This window comes from Pedobacter sp. Leaf194 (assembly GCF_001423945.1).
Classification (GTDB): domain Bacteria; phylum Bacteroidota; class Bacteroidia; order Sphingobacteriales; family Sphingobacteriaceae; genus Pedobacter.
This window is the reverse complement of sequence record NZ_LMPU01000009.1, coordinates 494,993-513,569: the sequence shown is the minus strand read 5'-3', so window position 1 is coordinate 513,569 and position 18,577 is coordinate 494,993. Positions and strand designations below refer to the sequence as shown.

General features: G+C 38.8%; 20 protein-coding genes. 11 read left to right on the top strand and 9 right to left on the bottom strand.

The genetic code is table 11. The annotated features are described in order from the left end of the window. Window positions 1-363 precede the first annotated feature (363 nt). Entirely contained in the window at window positions 364-741 is a 378-nt protein-coding gene (locus ASG14_RS12645; RefSeq protein ID WP_056871406.1) for an RNA polymerase sigma factor, read from the top strand. Between the two features lie 166 nt (window positions 742-907). Next, window positions 908-2,338: a PAS domain-containing protein gene (locus tag ASG14_RS12640; RefSeq protein WP_082491537.1), complete on the top strand. Its 1,431-nt coding sequence runs from the start codon at window positions 908-910 to the stop codon at window positions 2,336-2,338. A gap of 39 nt (window positions 2,339-2,377) precedes the next feature. On the opposite strand, the gene ASG14_RS12635 is transcribed toward ASG14_RS12640, so the two are convergent. After that, window positions 2,378-3,430, bottom strand: coding sequence for a sensor histidine kinase KdpD (locus tag ASG14_RS12635; RefSeq protein WP_162238734.1), 1,053 nt, complete (start codon window positions 3,428-3,430; stop codon window positions 2,378-2,380). 162 nt (window positions 3,431-3,592) lie between these two features. Continuing rightward, window positions 3,593-4,816 (bottom strand): GAF domain-containing sensor histidine kinase, encoded by a 1,224-nt coding sequence (locus ASG14_RS12630; RefSeq protein ID WP_056871403.1) that lies wholly within the window; start codon window positions 4,814-4,816, stop codon window positions 3,593-3,595. Window positions 4,817-4,953: 137 nt separating this feature from the next. On the opposite strand from ASG14_RS12630, the gene ASG14_RS12625 reads away from it, so the two are divergent. Both ASG14_RS12625 and ASG14_RS12620 read left to right on the top strand, forming a co-directional pair. After that, window positions 4,954-5,301 (top strand): response regulator transcription factor, encoded by a 348-nt coding sequence (locus ASG14_RS12625; RefSeq protein WP_162238733.1) that lies wholly within the window; start codon window positions 4,954-4,956, stop codon window positions 5,299-5,301. 229 nt (window positions 5,302-5,530) lie between these two features. Then, window positions 5,531-6,400 (top strand): PRC-barrel domain-containing protein, encoded by an 870-nt coding sequence (locus ASG14_RS12620; RefSeq protein WP_056871401.1) that lies wholly within the window; start codon window positions 5,531-5,533, stop codon window positions 6,398-6,400. A 645-nt stretch (window positions 6,401-7,045) separates the two neighbouring features. Here ASG14_RS12620 and gap read toward each other — a convergent pair. From gap to pfkA, 3 genes are read right to left on the bottom strand one after another with little or no spacing between them, the layout of a single operon-like run. Then, window positions 7,046-8,044 carry a type I glyceraldehyde-3-phosphate dehydrogenase gene (gene gap / locus ASG14_RS12615; RefSeq protein ID WP_029280245.1) on the bottom strand — a complete coding sequence of 333 codons (999 nt, stop codon included), beginning with the start codon at window positions 8,042-8,044 and terminating at the stop codon, window positions 7,046-7,048. A gap of 7 nt (window positions 8,045-8,051) precedes the next feature. Beyond that, a complete protein-coding gene (locus ASG14_RS12610) occupies window positions 8,052-8,894 on the bottom strand; it encodes a hypothetical protein (RefSeq protein ID WP_056871400.1) in 843 nt (280 codons plus the stop codon). 6 nt (window positions 8,895-8,900) lie between these two features. Further along, the gene (gene pfkA / locus ASG14_RS12605; RefSeq protein WP_056871399.1) at window positions 8,901-9,887 is read right to left on the bottom strand and encodes a 6-phosphofructokinase; all 987 of its coding nucleotides are present in this window, start codon (window positions 9,885-9,887) and stop codon (window positions 8,901-8,903) included. Between the two features lie 110 nt (window positions 9,888-9,997). On the opposite strand from pfkA, the gene ASG14_RS12600 reads away from it, so the two are divergent. Further along, complete coding sequence (locus ASG14_RS12600; RefSeq protein ID WP_056871398.1) at window positions 9,998-10,687, top strand: NUDIX domain-containing protein; 690 nt, start codon at window positions 9,998-10,000, stop codon at window positions 10,685-10,687. A 99-nt stretch (window positions 10,688-10,786) separates the two neighbouring features. On the opposite strand, the gene ASG14_RS12595 is transcribed toward ASG14_RS12600, so the two are convergent. Further along, window positions 10,787-10,993 (bottom strand): hypothetical protein, encoded by a 207-nt coding sequence (locus ASG14_RS12595; RefSeq protein ID WP_235528579.1) that lies wholly within the window; start codon window positions 10,991-10,993, stop codon window positions 10,787-10,789. A 64-nt stretch (window positions 10,994-11,057) separates the two neighbouring features. Between ASG14_RS12595 and ASG14_RS12590 the strand changes: the two genes are divergently transcribed. After that, the gene (locus ASG14_RS12590) at window positions 11,058-12,023 is read left to right on the top strand and encodes a hypothetical protein (RefSeq protein ID WP_056871397.1); all 966 of its coding nucleotides are present in this window, start codon (window positions 11,058-11,060) and stop codon (window positions 12,021-12,023) included. A 142-nt stretch (window positions 12,024-12,165) separates the two neighbouring features. Here ASG14_RS12590 and ASG14_RS12585 read toward each other — a convergent pair whose 3' ends face one another. After that, complete coding sequence (locus tag ASG14_RS12585; RefSeq protein ID WP_056871396.1) at window positions 12,166-13,026, bottom strand: N-acetylglucosamine kinase; 861 nt, start codon at window positions 13,024-13,026, stop codon at window positions 12,166-12,168. Between the two features lie 218 nt (window positions 13,027-13,244). On the opposite strand from ASG14_RS12585, the gene ASG14_RS12580 reads away from it, so the two are divergent. From ASG14_RS12580 to ASG14_RS12565, 4 genes are all read left to right on the top strand, one after another. After that, entirely contained in the window at window positions 13,245-14,267 is a 1,023-nt protein-coding gene (locus ASG14_RS12580) for a low specificity L-threonine aldolase (protein WP_056871395.1), read from the top strand. A gap of 17 nt (window positions 14,268-14,284) precedes the next feature. Further along, complete coding sequence (gene accC / locus ASG14_RS12575) at window positions 14,285-15,778, top strand: acetyl-CoA carboxylase biotin carboxylase subunit (protein ID WP_056871394.1); 1,494 nt, start codon at window positions 14,285-14,287, stop codon at window positions 15,776-15,778. Between the two features lie 9 nt (window positions 15,779-15,787). Then, complete coding sequence (locus ASG14_RS12570) at window positions 15,788-16,375, top strand: riboflavin synthase (protein ID WP_056871393.1); 588 nt, start codon at window positions 15,788-15,790, stop codon at window positions 16,373-16,375. Between the two features lie 158 nt (window positions 16,376-16,533). Then, window positions 16,534-16,995, top strand: coding sequence for a DUF4268 domain-containing protein (locus ASG14_RS12565; RefSeq protein ID WP_056871392.1), 462 nt, complete (start codon window positions 16,534-16,536; stop codon window positions 16,993-16,995). Here ASG14_RS12565 and ASG14_RS12560 read toward each other — a convergent pair. Both ASG14_RS12560 and ASG14_RS12555 read right to left on the bottom strand, forming a co-directional pair. Continuing rightward, the gene (locus ASG14_RS12560) at window positions 16,992-17,246 is read right to left on the bottom strand and encodes a hypothetical protein (RefSeq protein ID WP_056871391.1); all 255 of its coding nucleotides are present in this window, start codon (window positions 17,244-17,246) and stop codon (window positions 16,992-16,994) included. The two genes, ASG14_RS12565 and ASG14_RS12560, sit on opposite strands and share 4 nt — an antisense overlap. Before the next feature lie 99 nt (window positions 17,247-17,345). Beyond that, window positions 17,346-18,143, bottom strand: a complete 798-nt coding sequence (locus tag ASG14_RS12555; RefSeq protein WP_157274916.1) for a lipopolysaccharide assembly protein LapB — start codon at window positions 18,141-18,143, stop codon at window positions 17,346-17,348. A gap of 131 nt (window positions 18,144-18,274) precedes the next feature. On the opposite strand from ASG14_RS12555, the gene ASG14_RS12550 reads away from it, so the two are divergent. Then, window positions 18,275-18,571 (top strand): hypothetical protein, encoded by a 297-nt coding sequence (locus ASG14_RS12550; RefSeq protein ID WP_056871774.1) that lies wholly within the window; start codon window positions 18,275-18,277, stop codon window positions 18,569-18,571. The last annotated feature ends 6 nt before the right edge of the window (window positions 18,572-18,577 follow it).

The window sequence follows — 18,577 nt, the reverse complement described above, 5'->3', positions numbered from 1 at the left end:
TAAAAGAGTTTGGACCAGAAGATTTTAAAAGAAAAACAAAGTTTTGCCCGCAACAACTACAAACGCAAAGCGGAGAGCAGCTATCTGCTTCAGCGCAAGGGCTGTGTTTTTTGATAGTTAACGACGAAGCCTGCTCATTTAAGCCTGTTTCTTCCCTGATGTCATCGCACTTTACGAATGACATTAATAGAACCAGTAAACTAAAAAAACAGAGGCTAAACTTCATTTGAGGCAAATGTACAAATCTATGGTATAAAAAATTTAAAACTTCTGTGTTTAATAGCTTTTATAGGCTGCGTTAGCCGTGTGTTTTGGCTATTATTCCCTGGAGTTGTTTGTTTTTCAATAACATAGCTAAACATTATGAGCTTGGCCCTGTTGCTAATCTGTTTACCGCACAATTTTAATATGCAGATGTTAATTACCACTAACCAAACCCCCGAAAATAACCCTCTGAAGGTTTGGCTTTCTGCAAATCAGATATCGGTAAGTAAACTTAAAGCTAAAGACAAACAAGTTTTTAAAACGCTCTATGCAGTTTATGCTCCGCTGATTTACGGCGCAATTAACAGGGCTTTAAATGATGATGCTAAATCTGCTGAGGTTTTGGAAAGGACGTTCTTGAAAGCATGGGAAAGTGTTGCTGAGTACGATGAATCAAAATTGAAAATTTACACCTGGCTCAACCGCATTGCCACTCAGGAGACCATTGAACTGGCAATCGAGCCTAGGCTCATCTAAGCTAAGGCATACCATCAATCTTCAGAAAAATTATTTTTCCGTTTGGATTTAAATTAATTTGCAAACTTTTTAATTACGCAATGGATTGTATAAAAGCAAACATAGCGTGATTTAAATTTTAAATCTGAATTTATTAGTTAAATAGGTAAGATAGATAGGATAGGTAATGTCAAAAATTTCGATAGAAGATAGGTTGAGGCTATTTATCAGGGCAAGCGTCGATATTGTCTATGAGATGAGTGCGGATTGGTCTGAAATGAAAAGGCTTGATGGTAAAGACTTCATGTCAGATACTGCCGAGCCAACTAAAGATTGGTTGTCCAAATATATTCCCCAGCACGAACAACTACGGATGAAAACTGCAATTGCGGAAGCCATAAATAATAAGACTGTTTTCGATTTAGACCATCAGGTTAATTGTATTGATGGCAGCGTTGCCTGGACCCATTCAAGGGCGGTACCGTTTATCGATAAAAAGGGCAATATCCTCCACTGGTTTGGCACCGCTGGGGACATTACCAAGCGAAAAGCGGATGAACTTGCACTACGTACCAACCTAATGTTACTACAACAGGCCGAGCGGGTCGCTAAAGCCGGCAGCTGGTCGTTCGATGCAGAGACTTCTACCTTTAGCTGGTCGGATGGGATGTACAGTCTTTTCCAATTAGAAAAGGGATCGGTTATCAAGCCGGAAATTTATGCGGAATTTGCCGGAGCTGACAGTTTTGAAAAAGCCACTTCCATTGCCTCGCTCATTCGGCTGGTAGCCACGCCTTTTGATGAAGTGCTTAACTTCAACATTAACGGCGTTAATAAAACAATGCACATCAAGGCGAGTGCGGTTAAAGCTGATGGCTCTGCCACCATGATTGGTGTCAATGTGGATATTACCTCACTTCTTGAAGCCCAGCAGGCAGTTGAGGAGCTCGAAGATGGTCAGAAATCCGAAATCCTGAAAGCAATTTTAAATACCCAGGAGCACGAGCGGTATGTGATTGCAGAGCGCTTTCACAATGGTATTGGCCAGCTGCTTTATGCGGTTAAGCTGGCGCTGATTCAACTTACCCAGTCTTTGGCAATCGAATCAACTGTAAAGTTCGAAGAAAGGAAGAAATACCTTGATGAGTTGCTAAATAATGCAATTAAAGATAGCAGAGCCCTTTCACGTGAGCTTACGCCCCAACTCCTTCAGGATTTTGGTCTGGAAGTTGCCTTAAAAGATATTTGTACGAGAGAAAACAGCGCAATAAACTGGTCTTTCCAGATTGCGGCAAATGCAACGGTGTTAGATCCATATTTATCGATTTTTCTATGCAGAACCTGTCAGGAACTTGCACTAAATATTGCTCGGGAGAGCCAGGCAACTCACGCCGCCTTATCATTAAAAGAGAATTCCGGCCTTTTAATCCTGTCGCTAACCCATGATGGAACGGGGATCATTTATCAAAATGGATTTTCAGACGGTATTGATTTGAGTTTTATCAAGAACATGGTGGCCCTGCTCAACGGTAAGTTTACTTTTAATTCCAACGTCACCGGGAGTGAAGTATCTATTGTGCTGCCGATGAGTACGCGATTTAAATTAATGCATGGTTAGTGGTTGCTTTCGTTAATTTTCCTTCACTTGTGCTTAAAACTATTTCGATAAGGTTATGGTGAATGTTGTACCAAGATTTTCTTTGCTTTCGCAGTAGATAGTACCTTGATGCCAACCAACAATTTCCCTCACTATAAAAAGTCCTAATCCGGTTGTTGGTTCACCGTTAAGTCCTGGTCGTTTTGCCACGGTATACCGGTCGAAGATATTAGGTAACATTGCTTCCGGAATTCCAATTCCGTCATCGTTAAATGTTAAAATAATTTCTTGCTCGGTTTCATCAATATGAATAGAAATTTTGCCGTTTGCATGTGTAAATTTTAATGCATTGGTAATCAGGTTATTTACTATCTGCATAAATTTCGCCTCGTCTATATTTGCCCAAATTTCTTCCTGCTGAACATGTAGCGTAAACGACCGTTCATTTAGGTCTTGAAACTGCTTGCATTGTTCAATATACTGCGCAATTTTTTCCACTAAATTTACCCTGCGTTTTACAAGCGGGGTGTCTACAGTTTCTAAAAATTCTTCACCAACAAGATTTTCAATCAAGGCGATGGTTTGCGATAGGATGTCAGAAATTGCTTTGGTCTTTTTGAGACTTTTTGGTTCCAGCGCATCCTGGCCAAGCGCAAAAGCCATAGATTTTGCAATCTCCAGCGGTCCCCGTAAATCATGCGATAGCATTTGTAAAATAGAATTCTTTTTATTGGCAAATTTCATAGCCGTTTGGTAGTTTTCTACCTCATCGGTGATGATGCAAATGCTCGCAAATAATATTAAGTCAGTTTCACTTCGATAAAGGAAAGGTATAACCGAAATCCACTCTTCCTTTGCGTTTTTTAGTATTCTGAATTTAACGATGCCAATTGATTTCCCCTCCTTTAAGCGAGCGTAAGCTTGTTTTGCTATGTCAACATCTTCCTGATGAACTAGATTAATGAGTTTACCAGTGTCGGAATTGCCTGTCTCCTCAAGCAAATGAGATAGCGTTTCATCAATATGCAATAGCGCTCCGGTATTTATATCAAAACTGAAATTGATGTTTTCTAGTTCAAAAAAAGGAGATGAGTTTTGATGAATTCTAACCATATGATTAATAGAGTTTATTGCCATTCAGTCGATAAATGCCAAAACAGGTATCGTCAGGAATTGACTGAAGTTGGTTTTTAAGATATAACCACACTATTTAAACAGTAACAAGTTTCAGTGAAATATTGTTCAAAAAAAATCTTTAAACTATGGATAAGAAGGCTAGGAAAGCATTCCGATTGGTTTTAAAGCCGGAAGTGAGATAAAAAAGGAAGAACCTCTATTTTTGCCTTCGCTGGTAGCCCAAACTTTGCCTTTATGCAGTTCAACTAACATTTTTACGATGGAAAGGCCCAGTCCATTAGAGCGTTCATTGCCGGTTGGTATAGATGAAAGTTTAGCAAATTTTATAAACAGTTTACTCAAATCTTCTTCGGATAAACCTACGCCATTATCTTTGAATTCTATAACAATGTCTGCTCCGGACGGAAAGCAATTAATGTAAATTACAGAGCCGACGTGCGAATACTTAATGGCATTGCTCATCAGGTTGGTCAACGCATCTTCAATTCTCCGCCTATCAATTTTAAAAGTTTCCTTGGCATCGCAATTAATTTCTAGTGTTTGAGATTTGTTTGCCAAGGCACTTTCAAAAGTCGATTTAATGAACTTTGCTAACTCCTCGAAGGTAATTATTTCAAGTTTTAAATCGATTACACCATTATCGTTGCTAGCTTCCTCTAAAATATTATTTAAACTTTGCTCAATAGCTCTTGATGACCTCTCAATTTTACTCCCCAGCGCAGATTGAGTTTCAAATGGTAAAGAACGTGAGGCTAGAATTTGCGAATAGGCCAGAATTGAAGTTATCGGATTTTTAAGATCATGCACTAAGCGGTGCATCCTGTCGTCGTACGCATTCACATTTGTCCTGTGCGCAAGCCGCGATTCGAGTTTTTCGAGTGTCAAGTCGGCAAGCATTTTCAACATGTTAAGCTGTTTTTCTGAAACTGTCGATCTCGGTTTTTCGTCAATTACGCAAACGGTTCCAATTTGGTACCCTTCATGCGTTACAATGGGTGCACCCGCATAAAATCTAATCCCATTCCTGGCTGATACATACGGACTGGCAAGTAGGGCAGGGTAGCTATGCGTGTCGGTAAAAACGGTGATTGCTTTATTTAATATTGTAATTGAGCAAAGGCTGTCCTGTCTTTTAATCTTATTTGTTTCGATAGCGCTAATATTTGCTTTAAAAAAAACCTGTTCCTCATCTACAAAGTTTACAAATGCACTCGAAGTATCGAATACTTCTTTAGCCAGGAGCGCTATGGTATCGAATGCCTTTTCGGCGGGTGAATAAAGTATGTCATACCTCAACAATTTCTCCAGTCGCTCTGAATCGTTGTGTGGTATTAGATTAAGTGGGACGTTATCTGAGGTCATATTCGAACTTATAATTGCATATTAACAGAAAAGTTGTGCTTCTGTTTCAGAAATTTAAAACAAAAGGACGTATTTATACTTATATAGATGTATAAATTCTTATTGCTAAAGCCAGGTTCCGGAAAATGTTTAAAATAATGATAGTTGACGATAGTCCGGAAATATTAGAGGCCCTGCAACTGATATTTGAGCTCGAAGATTACGATGTAGTTGTTGCCGATAGCGGCCATGCAATTATTCAAAAAGTATATCTTCATCAGCCTGATATAATTTTGTTAGATATTATGCTTGGGGATTTTGATGGAAGAGACATTTGCCGTGAAATTAAGGATGATGATATGATAAAAAAAATTCCAATCATCATGATATCATCAACACATGGCATTAACACATTTCTCCAATTGAAGTGTAAGCCCGATGGTTATATGGCGAAACCATTTAACGTGGCAGAACTTACGGCGCTTGTTGCCTCGAAATTGGCTTAAATTATTATTCTTCACCAAACTGTTCCCAACAATTAAATTTTCTGGTTTATATCTATCAATCTCTTACTAAGGGCAGTCGCCATTTCATGCCGTTCCGCGGTGTCTTTTGTATCCGTCTATTATTTAAGTTATTACAGACGCCCAATCTTTCTCTTTTTTAAACTTCAAACCATTTAGAATTGATGGTGTTAAATTATTGACTGAATAACAGTTTTAAAATTTGAAAGATATGAACGAAGGAAAAATTGAATATGTCAACCTGGAAGAGTTGTCAAATACCGATTACAAAATTAGTGACGGCCAGGCCAATATTACTTCCTGGCCAGTTCTTGATGAAAGCGATAGTACTGTTGGTAAGGTAAGGGATCTCTTGTTTGATCCTTCGCAAAATGCGATACGTTACATTATCGTTGATTTAGATGAGTCGATTGCTGGCCCGGATGAAAAGGCTATTTTAATACCTATAGGTTATGCGAATCTTGCCGACGACAGAAAAGCCGTTGTAATACCTGTGATGAGCATTGAGCAATATCAGTTAATGCCGAGGTATATTATTGGCGAGGTAACAAGGGACACTGAAATGCAAATAAGATCTGCTATTGGCAGCCCCGCTGCGTTAAGGATAGAAGAAGAAATCGTAGAACTTGAGCATCCAGACTTTTATCAGCATCATCATTTTGATAGGGGAAACATTATTTTTCAGGAATTTTCCCATAATTCAGCTGAAACCGAACCTACAATAGCGCCTGCAGACCGTGAGGAAGAAAGAGCGACAATTCATGACCTTATCGATAACTCGCACACAAACATTACCAGCTCGCATGCTAATGATAATGTAGCCCATCAATTACACGAACAAGCAGGTGGAACGGAAACCGGTAGTGCTTTTGAAGTTACTGCTGATGGAAGAATTTTTAGTATTGAGCCGCAAGACAATGGTACTTACAGGATTCTGGAACACGGTGAAAAAGTTGGGGTAATTTACGCCGAATCAGGAGAGAGAGGTGTTCAGTGGGCAACCATGGATGAATTAGATAGTAGGTTTGTCGAGGTAATTGGCGAAGCAATTACGTCCCACAATGCCTCAGCGACCAATTAGGTTGTTTCAATAATATATGCTTAAGCTTTATTCTAAATTGAATTATTTTGGGTATTGGCTGTTAAAATAGTAAAAGCTATAAAATAAGAAAAGGAGACCTTATCCAAGCGTCTCCTTTTTTTCTAACCAAATATAAACCTGTTATGAGCCAGGCTTTGTCTTTAATTCTCTTTATCAAAATTAATTTTGCCAAGAGAATGATTTATCTTTTCTATATGAATAAACATCTTCCGTTTATTACTCTACAAATATAGTAAAATTTTTCTTAGTGTAAAAAATACACTAACATTTTTTTAGGTATTTTTTTTGTCATTTTTTATTCACAATTCTTTTTAATGAACATTTGATGAATTAAAATGATTGTGTTGCAAATATACCATAGATTTATTCACAGCAATTGTTAAATCTTATCAACTATTGGTATAATCTGCCCAAAATTTCATTCATTTTTTCAAAAGTCGTAATATTTTGACCAGCTAACTATCGTTTTTACTTGATATCGTTAATAAACGGTTTATAATAAATAATGTTTTACAGATTAAGTTAAATTTATGTTAAATAAATAATCTATTCATATGTAAAAAAGGTATATAAGCAAAAAAGACTCCGTTGGGAGTCTTTTTTGCTTATGATGTGAGCAGGCAATTACAAGCTAGCGTAATATTCTACAAATTTAGCCAATGCTGAAGAGTAACCCCATTCGTTATCGTACCATGAAACAACCTTAACAAAGTTGTCGTTTAATGAGATACCTGCTTTAGCATCAAAGATAGAAGCATGGTCATCTCCAATAAAGTCTGAAGAAACTACTTCATCCTCAGTATAAGCTAACACACCTTTCAATTCACCTTCAGAAGCTGCTTTCATTGCTGCTTTAATTTGCTCATAAGTTGCTGGTTTTTCTAAACGAGCAGTTAAATCAACAACTGATACATCTGCAACAGGCACACGGAAAGACATCCCTGTTAATTTACCTTTCAATTCAGGAAGAACCATACCTACTGCTTTTGCAGCACCCGTAGATGAAGGAATAATGTTCGAGAAACCACCGCGGCCGCCTCTCCAGTCTTTCGCAGATGGGCCATCAACTGTTTTTTGTGTTGCAGTTACAGCGTGGATTGTACTCATTAAACCTTCTACAATACCAAAGTTATCGTTTAATACTTTAGCAATTGGCGCCAGGCAATTCGTGGTACATGATGCATTGGATACGATAGTTTGATCTGCAGTTAATTTATGATGATTTACACCCATAACATAAGTAGGGATATCGCCATCTTTAGCAGGAGCAGAGAAAACTACTTTTTTAGCACCTGCCGCAATGTGTTTCTCAGCATCAGCACGGGTTAAAAATAAACCTGTAGATTCAATTACTACTTCAACACCAACAGCATCCCATTTCAAATCGGCTGGATTGCGTTCTGCTGTAACGCGAATGGTTTTACCGTTAACTACTAAATTTCCATCAACAACTTCAATCGTACCATCAAACTTGCCATGGGTAGTATCGTATTTTAACATATAAGCCATGTAATCCGGCTCAATTAAATCGTTTATTGCTACAATATCTAATCCTCTTTTCAAAGCAGCTCTGAAAACCAGTCTGCCGATACGGCCAAAGCCGTTTATTCCAATTTTGCTCATTGTTTTGTTAATTAATGTAATGTTTTAATAAATTAAGTATTGGTTCTTTTATAATGCTTTTTATTGTCAAATCGTATTTATCGGCCGTATGTATCAACCTGTCCTGAAATTCTGCTGCAACCGTTCCAACAAAATGTAATTGCTCTTCCGGATATTTTTCAACCATTGGCAGAACACAAGTTCTAAAATGCTTCTCAAACCCTTCGTCTATCATTCTGATAATATAACCGTGTTTATTATTTTGTACGAAAAATTCAAAAAAAGAACTCAAAAAAATGTTGGCTTGTGGCTTATTATAAATTCTTTCAAATATCTGCGGCCTGTCCAGGTTATAAGTTCTGTTAAATTTAGCTTCGAGCTCTGCTGGCAAACGGTGATTTAAATAACTCTTCAGCAACATTTTGCCCAGGTAATTTGCCGAACCTTCGTCGCCCAATATATAACCTAAACCAAAGTTGTTCGTAAGCGGTTTTTTACCATCAAAATATGCGCAATTAGAGCCGCTGCCTAACATAGCAACAATTCCTGTTTTATCATAGCAGGCTGCTTTTGCAGCACCAAATAAATCATTCTCGACGATTATTTTACTGTATCTAAAAAATGACGACAGCGTTTTTGCCAGTTCTTCTTTTCTTTCTGCAGATGATGCTCCGGCGGCAAAAAAGTAAATCTTTTTAATGCTTTCCGCATTGTTTACCAAAACTACTTTTTTATTTAAAATTTGAAGAATAGTTTTCGAATCTACAAAACATGGATTCAGGCCAGTTGTATTGCAGTGTGCTACAACCACTCCGTTTTGTGTAAGTTTCCAAAAGGCCGTTCTCGAACCGCTATATACTACTGCTATCATTTTAAATTAAATCGATAAAACTTCCGTCATCTCCATCAGGTCATCTTCAAGCTTAAACGTGTGGTTAGACAGTGCTTCCTCAATACTTGTAAGTTTAATTTCATTGCCTCTTAAACCTACCATTTGCGCACTCTCGCCCGAAATAAGCGCATTAACTGCCGCAAAGCCCAACCTGCTGCCTAGTATTCTATCGAAACTGCTAGGACTGCCGCCCCTTTGCAAATGCCCCAGAATGGTAACTTTAGTATCGTAATGGTCGAAAGTTTCCTTAACCCGTTTTGCAATATCATAGGCGCCACCTTGTTTGTGTCCTTCTGCAACAATAACAATACTCGATGATTTTTTTGTAGCAGCACCTAAGGCAAGCTTTTCAATCAATTCATCAACACTGGTTTCAATTTCCGGTAACAACACTGCTTCTGCGCCACTGGCTATCGAGCTTCTTAAGGCTATACAGCCAGAATCACGGCCCATCACCTCTATAAAAAATAACCTGTCGTGTGCATCTGCAGTATCTCTTATTTTATCAATTGCTTCAATTACTGTATTAATTGCGGTATCGTAACCTAAAGTAAAATCAGAACCGCTTAAATCATTATCTATCGTGCCTGGTATACCAATTACTTTTACGCCAAACTTTTCACCAAAACGTTTCGCTCCTGTGAAAGTTCCATCGCCTCCAATAACAACTAAGCCGTCGATATCATTTGCTTTTAAATTTTGGTAGGCAATTTCCTGTCCTTCATCCGTTTTAAATTCTAAACAACGGGCAGTTTTTAGTATCGTTCCACCCAGATGTAAAATATTACTTACAGAACGGGCGTCCATTGGTTTTATAGTATTGGCGATTAAACCCTGGTATCCTTGCATAACACCAAACATGTTGATGCCATGGTAAATTCCTGTACGAACCACTGCTCTAATGGCAGCATTCATTCCTGGTGCATCGCCCCCGGAAGTAAGTACAGCTATATTTTTAATATTTGGTTTCATCTTCGTAGTACGAATATAGTGTGTATTTTCTACACTAAGTAATTTATTTTATTTTTTTTACTTAATATTGAAAGTCATACCTTTAACGCTTAAATTAACTAAATTTTACCTTGGAACAAATTTTACCTCATTTAGATTCCGTTTTCTCCATCGACTGTGTGCTGTTTGGATTTGATGGTAAGGAATTAAAAATCTTACTCATTGAACGGAATGAAGAGCCATTTAAAGACTGGTGGGCATTACCGGGTAACATCGTTGGCGCAGATGAGAGCCTTGATCAGTCTGCTGCCCGAATCCTGTACGAATTAACGGGTTTGCGTGGCATTTATATGGAGCAATATTATGCCTTTGGCGACCCGGGAAGGCACCCGCAAGGACGCGTTATCACGTTAGCTTATTACGCCCTGATTCGTTTAGGCGGAGATAAAGATTTGCGCCCGGTTAGTACCTATGCAAAACAAGCCAATTGGTTGCCAATAACTGCACTTCCAAAACTAGCTTTCGACCACCAGAAGATTTACGATAAGGGTTTAGAAAAAATAAAGCGAAGAATTAAACACCAGCCAATTGCATTCGAATTGCTGCCTGAGAAATTTACTTTAACCCAGTTACAGCATGTTTATGAACTTGTGCTTGGTAAAAAACTTGACAAACGAAACTTTAGAAAGAAAATTGTTAGTTTTGGTGTGCTAAAAGAACTAGATGAGAAACAAAAAGGTGTATCATACAGAGCTGCAACCTTATACCGGTTCGATAAAAGAAAATACGCCAAACTCTTCGGAAAAGAAATTTCCTTTTAGCGATAGTAAAGCGGTGGCCAAACTAAAAAGGTGTATCATAAATGCGGTTATCTGCTTCAGCGCAGCGTTAGGCATTCAGGATACACCTTTTGTATTCTATTAAATATCCAGTTCGAATGATGATCTGGAAGCTTTATCTGCCTGATCTAATAAATCGGCATCATGTGCTGCAGCATCCTCGCCGCTAATTACCGTGCTTTGATTTAGGGCGTCTTCTTCGCTGGTTAAAGCATCTTCCTTATCGTCAGAAAGTTCTTCTTTGTTCGGGTCTATACTCATTTGATTGGGATTTAAAATATTCGTCAAGTTATCGTTTTTGTAAGCAAATTACAAGTATTTTAGACCAGAAATAATTCAATCCGATATTGAAATGTTGTGTCAACCCATTATCAAAAAGCATGTTGCTTTCATCCTGCTAATTTTAGCCTTCTGCGTCAGTTTTACGGCTTGTAAGATTTCCCTCTCAGGAAAAAAAACGCCGAAAGTATTAAGTGCTGATTATTGCGTAGCCGATTATGCGCAGGGGCTGCCAGCTTCGTATAACGATTCTGATTCGTTAAGAATTGTTTTTAAAATGCTATCCGGCAAATTGAATGCTGAAGAATTGCGGCTTGCGAATACAACGGGTACTTTGCGCCAGATTAAAGAACGGTATGATTTAAACAACAGTACTAACGATAAAGGTTTATTGCGCACCCGGGCACTCGATGTTGAAATTGAGAACAGAATTACCTACGCAGAAAATGTGCTTAACGGTATCTCTGCAGCATTGCGTTGCGAATCTGAGCGGACTGGAAGGGTTGCTGATTATCTGGACGACCTCGGGAAAAAGAGAGTGAACAGATTTACTGTTGGGGCTATAATTGCTGGTGCAGTAACGGGTGTTGCACCTTTAATAATTAAGGCACAGCAGCCGCAAAATGCAGTCGTAATCGCAGGGTCGGGTCTGTCTGCAGGTTTAGGCATTGCAGCGTTAACCAATAACCGAAAGAAAATACAGTTGTCTTTTCAAAAAAATCTGCTTTCGGATATCTGGTATGTTCCCGATAGCTCAAAAGTGTATCCTAAATTTGTCTGGTTAATGCTTAATGAACCTGATGAGGTTTCGGGCGGCCAAAAAGCATCCGTTGTGGGGAGGCTTAAAAAAAGATGGTTAAATTTTGAATTCGAGCAGAAACTTAGCGACCATCTTCGCATGCTTCTTTTTGATAACGGTGGCGTTTTTACAGAAAGCGAACTCAACACCAGGCAGGTTTTGCTTAATCAGCTGAGTACAGAAATGCAATTGTTAAACGTAAAATTATTAACGCTTTCACGGAAATTGAAAACTTATTAAAGGCAGGTTATTGACAGCCCGCAATTAAAAATTTTGGTAAACAGCATTGCGTAGTTTCTACCAATAAAAAAAACCGACTGAAATTTCCAGTCGATTTTTTTAATATTATGAACTTCAGCTTAGGTAATAAAAGCTGATTTGATTAGCTTTTTGGAGCCAACTCCAGGTGGTAATGCACTAAATCATCTATTGGCGAGCGGATAATTTTACCAACACCCATTTCATAGCGGTCGGCAACGATACTCAAAATATCGCGGAAACTGTAGCCAACAGAACCAACGCAGTTTAACTTGTGGTCTTTGTAATTTGGGTAATGAATTACCAAAGCTTCAAAAAAAGCAGTGAAAGCATAGTCGATGGTTTTGTAAGTATAATCCTCGTAACTATCTTTAAAATCGTATAAAAATTTACTGAAACTTGCGCAGAAACGGTTCGGTAATGGTTTGTTATAAATGTTATCGAAAATATCTTCGTTTGTTAAAGCGTAATTGTCGTAAAAAGCTTCTCTTAAACCTTTTGGCATATAACCTTTCATGTAATCGCCTAAAATGCGCTTCCCGATGTAAGAACCGCTACCTTCATCGCCCAGGAAATAGCCTAATGAATCAATGTTCATGGTAATATCGGTTCCGTCGTAAAGGCATGAGTTAGTGCCGGTGCCTAAAATACCTGCAAATCCGGGCTCGTTACCCAAAAGTGCTCTGCATGAGGCAAGTAAATCATGACCAACAAAAATTTCTGCGTTCACAAAAACCTGTTTCATAGCATCGGCAACAATTTTTTTATTTGCTGGCGTAGAACAACCTGCCCCGTAATAGTATACAGCCGTTAGTTTCTCTTTTTCTAGGTGGTCCGGAAGAGTTTCATTTAAAGATTGTACAATATATTCCCCTTTTGAGAAATATGGATTGTAACCTTCGGTATTAAAGTAAATTTTTCTGCCGGCCTCGTTGATCAGGCACCAATTTGTTTTGGTTGATCCACCGTCTGCAATTACTATCATTTTATTTATTTTTGGTTTTAGCACGATAAAAGTATAAAAACTCTTATATTTTGTATCTTTTTTTTTAATAATTTTTTAACAATTTGTTGTTGTTAAAATATAAGTGTGTAAAAAATACACTATATAAGCTGTTTAATCATGCTAAAACCTTAAAATTATACCATATAAGGCATTGGTCTTATTTTTTAACCTAAGCTATTTTTTACAATTTTTATACGATGAATAACGAACTTTTAGATTTCAGAAGTGATACTGTAACCAAGCCGACTCCGGGTATGCTCGAAGCGATGATGAGTGCAAAGGTTGGCGACGATGTTTTTGGAGAGGATGAAACAGTCCACCAGCTGGAAACCAAACTTGCAGAATTATTTAATATGGAAGCGGGTTTATTTTGCCCGTCAGGCACGATGACCAACCAGATTGCGATAAAGTGCTTTACACAGCCGATGGATGAGGTTATCTGCGACCAGACGGCACATGTTTACAGGTATGAAATCGGAGGCATTGCCTTTCACTCTGCGGCATCAGTAAGGTTGTTGCATGGCGAAAGAGGTATTTTAACTCCGGATCTTATCGAACCCGAAATCAATGAAGACAATATCCACTATCCTAATTCCAGTTTGGTTGTACTGGAAAATACTGTAAATAAAGGCGGAGGAAGTTGTTACAAGCTGTCAGATATTGCTCCCATTCATCACCTGTGTAATATAAAAGGCTTAAAACTTCATTTGGATGGTGCCCGTATTTTTAATGCATTAACTGCTACAGGAGATAGCGCCCATGATTATGGCCAATATTTCGACGGTATTTCGGTTTGCTTGTCGAAAGGCTTGGGCGCTCCGGTTGGCTCTGTTTTGCTGGCCAGTAAAGCAACCATCCACAAAGCAAGAAAAATAAGGAAGGCTTTTGGTGGTGGAATGCGGCAGGCCGGCTTTCTTGCCGCTGCGGGAATTTATGCTTTGGATAATCATGTAGAAAGATTGAAGGATGATCACAAACATGCGAGAGATTTGGCGGCAGCATTAAGTGGTACAAGCTATGTAAAATCAGTTATGCCTGTTGAAACCAACATTGTAATTTTTGAAGTTGCAGCCGGAACGGCAAACAAAGTTGTAAGCCGCTTGCAGGAAAAGGGGCTGCTTTGTAACACCACAAGCTCAAGTACAATAAGATTGGTTACACACCTCGACTTAAGCAGTTCGATGATTGATAGGGCAATCGAAATAATAGTACATTTGTAATTTACCAGCCTAACCAAATGCCACAAATCTCGAAGATTTTAATCGCAAACCGCGGAGAAATTGCTTTACGTATTATGCGTTCGGCAAAAGAAATGGGAATTAAAACCGTTGCCATATTTTCAGAAGCAGATAGGGACGCTTTACACGTCAGATATGCTGATGAGGCCGTATGCGTTGGTCCGCCGCCCTCTAACCAAAGTTATCTGGTTGGGGAGAAAATTATAAGTGCATGTAAGGAAACCGGTGCAGAAGCCATCCATCCTGGCTACGGTTTTCTTTCTGAAAATGCAGTTTTTGCAAAAATGGTGGCTGATGCCGGGTTGATTCTAATCGGGCCATCGCCGGAAGCAATGGAAACAATGGGTAACAAGCTCTCTGCAAAGGCGGCGGCGCTGAAATACAACATCCCAATGGTTCCCGGAACCGAAGAAGCTATTCAGGATGTGAATGAGGCAAAGCAGCGTGCAATTGAAGTAGGATTTCCGATTTTAATAAAAGCCGCTGCCGGCGGTGGTGGAAAGGGGATGCGTATTGTAGAGCAGGCTGCAGATTTTGAAGAACAAATGCAACTGGCTGTTTCAGAAGCTACTTCTGCGTTTGGCGATGGCGCAGTATTTATCGAGCGTTATGTAACCTCGCCAAGGCACATCGAAATACAGGTTTTAGGCGATACACATGGTAATATTATGCACTTGTTTGAACGCGAATGTTCTGTACAGCGACGCCATCAAAAAGTTGTTGAAGAAGCTCCATCAGCAGTTTTGACGGAAGAAATAAGACAGAAAATGGGCAAATGCGCAGTCGATGTAGCCCGTTCTGTGAATTATACCGGTGCCGGAACCGTTGAATTTATCCTCGATGAAAATCTGGATTTCTTTTTTCTGGAAATGAATACCCGGTTACAGGTTGAACACCCTGTTACAGAATTAATTACCGGAATTGACCTTGTAAAGGAACAAATAAAAATTGCCGCCGGCGAACCAATTGGATTTTCGCAGGCAGACCTGAAGATAAGTGGCCATGCGATAGAACTTAGGGTTTATGCTGAAGACCCAAACAATAATTTCCTTCCGGATATTGGTAGACTTCAAACCTATAAAACGCCCAAAGGTAACGGCGTAAGAGTGGATGATGGTTTTGAACAGGGAATGGAAATCCCGATTTATTACGACCCAATGATCGCGAAGCTCATAACCTTTGGTAAAGATAGGGAAGAGGCAATACAGAGAATGGTTAGGGCAATTGAAGAATATGAGATTACCGGGATAGAAACCACCCTTGGATTTGGTAAATTTGTGATGCAACATGAAGCTTTTAAAACCGGGAGGTTTGATACTCATTTCGTAGGTAAATACTTTAACGCCGGAAGTTTGAAAGCTGAAAATGACGATGAAGCCTTAATTGCTGCGGTAATCGCATCGAAATTGTTTCAAAAACCGGAAATTGATGTTGCGCAAAAAGATTTGTCGGGAGTTACCTCCAATTGGCGAAAAAACAGAATGAATTATTAATAGCTTGAAATGTTTACCGGAATAATCGAAACCCTTGGCGAGGTTACAGCCATTAAAACCGAACAATCAAATATTCACTTTACTATTGCTTCAGCGATTAGTAAAGAGTTAAAAATCGACCAAAGTGTGGCGCATAACGGCGTTTGCCTTACTGTTGTGGCCCTTGGAGAGAATACCCATACGGTAACGGCTATTGATGAAACACTTAGCAAAACCAGTTTGGGTAATTTAAAAACCGGCAGCAAGGTAAATCTCGAACGTTGCATGCAAATGAACGCCAGACTAGATGGACACATCGTTCAAGGGCATGTAGACCAGACCGCAACCTGCATAAAACGAGAAGAACTGGACGGAAGCTGGGAATTTCGTTTTAAATATGATGCTTCCCTCGGAAATGTTACGGTAGAAAAAGGTTCGGCCTGCGTAAACGGAATTAGCTTAACGGTTGTAAATTCAGCTGCTGATGAGTTTTCAGTATTTATCATTCCATACACCTTTGAACACACAAACCTGCAGGAAGTTATGCCTGGCGATGTTGTAAATCTAGAGTTCGATATTATTGGAAAGTATGTCGCCAAACTAATGGGCAATAAATAACACTGTGAAATTATCTTTAACCGCAAGAGTCTAAAGCTTCATTTTATTCAAACATTGCCAATAGTTGAGGCCGGCAAATACTTGATCGCGAGCGAAACATTCCCTTTTAAAACCGAATTAAACTTTAATTTTGCTGTAGATAGCAAGCAGAAGCTAATATGTATAGTAAGGAAGAGGCGGCAAAGTTACGGCAACAGTTTTGGATAAGTTTTGGGCAATATATGAAACCGGTTCCTGCTACTGATGGCTATCCTGTAAATTGGATAAATTACAAAACCGGCGTTAAACACGTTTTCATTAAAATGGATGTTAATACCAAAAAAGCCATCATCTCCATTCAGCTTACCCACACTGATGAAGGCATACGGGAATTGTTTTTCAACCAATTTGAAGAATTCAAAACGCTGTTTGCAAGTTCCATGGGCGAGCAGTGGCACTGGATGCAGGATGCGACAGACGAATACGGCAAAACGGTTAGTCGGATATCAACCACACTGGAAAACGTTAATATTTACAACAAGCAAGACTGGCCCGAGCTGATTTCTTTTTTTAAGCCCAGACTGATTGCACTTGATGAATTTTGGGACAATGTAAAACCCGTTTTTCAAAATTTAAGCTAATCAGGGTTTTTCAACTGCTTCATTCTGGCTTTTACGTAAGCAATTTCATCTTTATCTGTTTCTGCATTAAGCTTGCTTGCAAGGTAAAGCTTGTAATATTTTTCTGCCTGTTTAAGCTGCTTATACTTCGTATCGTGTAAAATACCCAAACGATAGTAGATGGCAGGCGTTTCTTTAAACTCCAGGCCTCTTTTATAAGCGGAGGTTGCCTGCACCAGTTTGTCTGTTTCCTGATAAATTAGACCCAGCAAAGCGTAATAATCGGCGGTGTTTGGAGAAATTGCTTCATCAATTGTTCTTTTTGTATAGGTAGCGGCGGCCGAATAATTTTTGAGTGCTCTATAGCCGAGCTAGGTATAATATAGCGTAGCCTCATTTTGTAAGCCCATTACTTCCAACAGTTTAAATAAGCTTATTGCCTTTGTATAGTTTTTGGTAAAATAGTAGGCCTTGGCAACGTCTTTAATTACATAAGCATCGTTATCAACACTCAAAATCTTCTCGCCAGAAGCAATAACTTCATTATATTTTTTTAAAAAATTAGCTATCGGTAAAAGTGCTTTTTTTAAAATGATGTTACCCGTATCAGCAGCAATGGCTACATTTAAAACCTTGTAGGCTTTTTCCCGCTCTTGTAAACCGGCATAAACATCGGCCAAATCATTAGCAACATCGCCTTCCAAAGGGTTGAGTTTATTCGCTTTGACAAGGTATACAAGCTTAAGTGAATCCTTATTAGAGGCAAACAGATTAGCCAGCGATTTATAGACACTAAAATTATTGCTATCTATCTTTACAATTTCTCCGTAGTACAATTTCGCTTTGTCAATATTTCCCCGCCTTGAATTTATGCTAGCCAGGCTAAACAATATCGGTAAACTATGCGGTTGCACGCTATAAGCCTTGAGGTAAAATTTCTCCGCATCTACGTTATTGCCACTCATCAGGTAACAATAGCCAATTTGCGACAGCGTTCTGGCATCAGTTATGTCTTCCCCATAAACCGTTCTTAAGTAATTTGCAGCATCAGCGTATCGCTGTGTCTGGTAAAAATCGAAAAGCTTTTCTTTATCAACCAAATTAGCAGTTTGGCTGAATACGGCATTACAACATAACATGATTACAAGACTAGCAAGCCACCTTTTCATATAATTTAGTTTTCAACTAATCTATTAGTTGTTTTTGGTAATTGCAAATCCTCGTTAAAAATTTTCCTTCTGAAAACAAAAACGGCCTGTCGCGGTTTATTGTTTATAACATAATATTAAAACAAGAAGCTATGAATACTTTAAAGAAGTTTGAATTAATGGAAAAGATTGTGCGTGAATTGGAAGATTTACAGAATTCGCAACAGGCACTTATCCAAAAAATAGCGAAAATCGAAGTAGATAACATCGAATTAAGCGATAAAAGATTAGAAAACGATTTGCCGGATATTCATCAGAATCTTGCTGATAACTTAGATACCATTTCAGGTATTTTAGATTATTTTGCTGATAAGACTCAAAATTTTGGTGATAAGAACAATGTAGATGCGCTTAAAGAGCAGGAAGCAATAAACAACGCAACAAGCTAATTAATA

Excerpts from the sequence above, each read along its gene's own strand:
- ASG14_RS12645 (WP_056871406.1), top strand. The coding sequence starts at position 364 with ATGAGCTTGGCCCTGTTGCTAATCTGTTTACCGCACAATTTTAATATG.
- ASG14_RS12640 (WP_082491537.1), top strand. The coding sequence starts at position 908 with ATGTCAAAAATTTCGATAGAAGATAGGTTGAGGCTATTTATCAGGGCA.
- ASG14_RS12635 (WP_162238734.1), bottom strand. The coding sequence starts at position 3,430 with ATGGTTAGAATTCATCAAAACTCATCTCCTTTTTTTGAACTAGAAAAC.
- ASG14_RS12630 (WP_056871403.1), bottom strand. The coding sequence starts at position 4,816 with ATGACCTCAGATAACGTCCCACTTAATCTAATACCACACAACGATTCA.
- ASG14_RS12625 (WP_162238733.1), top strand. The coding sequence starts at position 4,954 with ATGATAGTTGACGATAGTCCGGAAATATTAGAGGCCCTGCAACTGATA.
- ASG14_RS12620 (WP_056871401.1), top strand. The coding sequence starts at position 5,531 with ATGAACGAAGGAAAAATTGAATATGTCAACCTGGAAGAGTTGTCAAAT.
- gap (WP_029280245.1), bottom strand. The coding sequence starts at position 8,044 with ATGAGCAAAATTGGAATAAACGGCTTTGGCCGTATCGGCAGACTGGTT.
- ASG14_RS12610 (WP_056871400.1), bottom strand. The coding sequence starts at position 8,894 with ATGATAGCAGTAGTATATAGCGGTTCGAGAACGGCCTTTTGGAAACTT.
- pfkA (WP_056871399.1), bottom strand. The coding sequence starts at position 9,887 with ATGAAACCAAATATTAAAAATATAGCTGTACTTACTTCCGGGGGCGAT.
- ASG14_RS12590 (WP_056871397.1), top strand. The coding sequence starts at position 11,058 with ATGTTGTGTCAACCCATTATCAAAAAGCATGTTGCTTTCATCCTGCTA.
- ASG14_RS12585 (WP_056871396.1), bottom strand. The coding sequence starts at position 13,026 with ATGATAGTAATTGCAGACGGTGGATCAACCAAAACAAATTGGTGCCTG.
- ASG14_RS12580 (WP_056871395.1), top strand. The coding sequence starts at position 13,245 with ATGAATAACGAACTTTTAGATTTCAGAAGTGATACTGTAACCAAGCCG.
- accC (WP_056871394.1), top strand. The coding sequence starts at position 14,285 with ATGCCACAAATCTCGAAGATTTTAATCGCAAACCGCGGAGAAATTGCT.
- ASG14_RS12570 (WP_056871393.1), top strand. The coding sequence starts at position 15,788 with ATGTTTACCGGAATAATCGAAACCCTTGGCGAGGTTACAGCCATTAAA.
- ASG14_RS12565 (WP_056871392.1), top strand. The coding sequence starts at position 16,534 with ATGTATAGTAAGGAAGAGGCGGCAAAGTTACGGCAACAGTTTTGGATA.
- ASG14_RS12555 (WP_157274916.1), bottom strand. The coding sequence starts at position 18,143 with ATGAAAAGGTGGCTTGCTAGTCTTGTAATCATGTTATGTTGTAATGCC.
- ASG14_RS12550 (WP_056871774.1), top strand. The coding sequence starts at position 18,275 with ATGAATACTTTAAAGAAGTTTGAATTAATGGAAAAGATTGTGCGTGAA.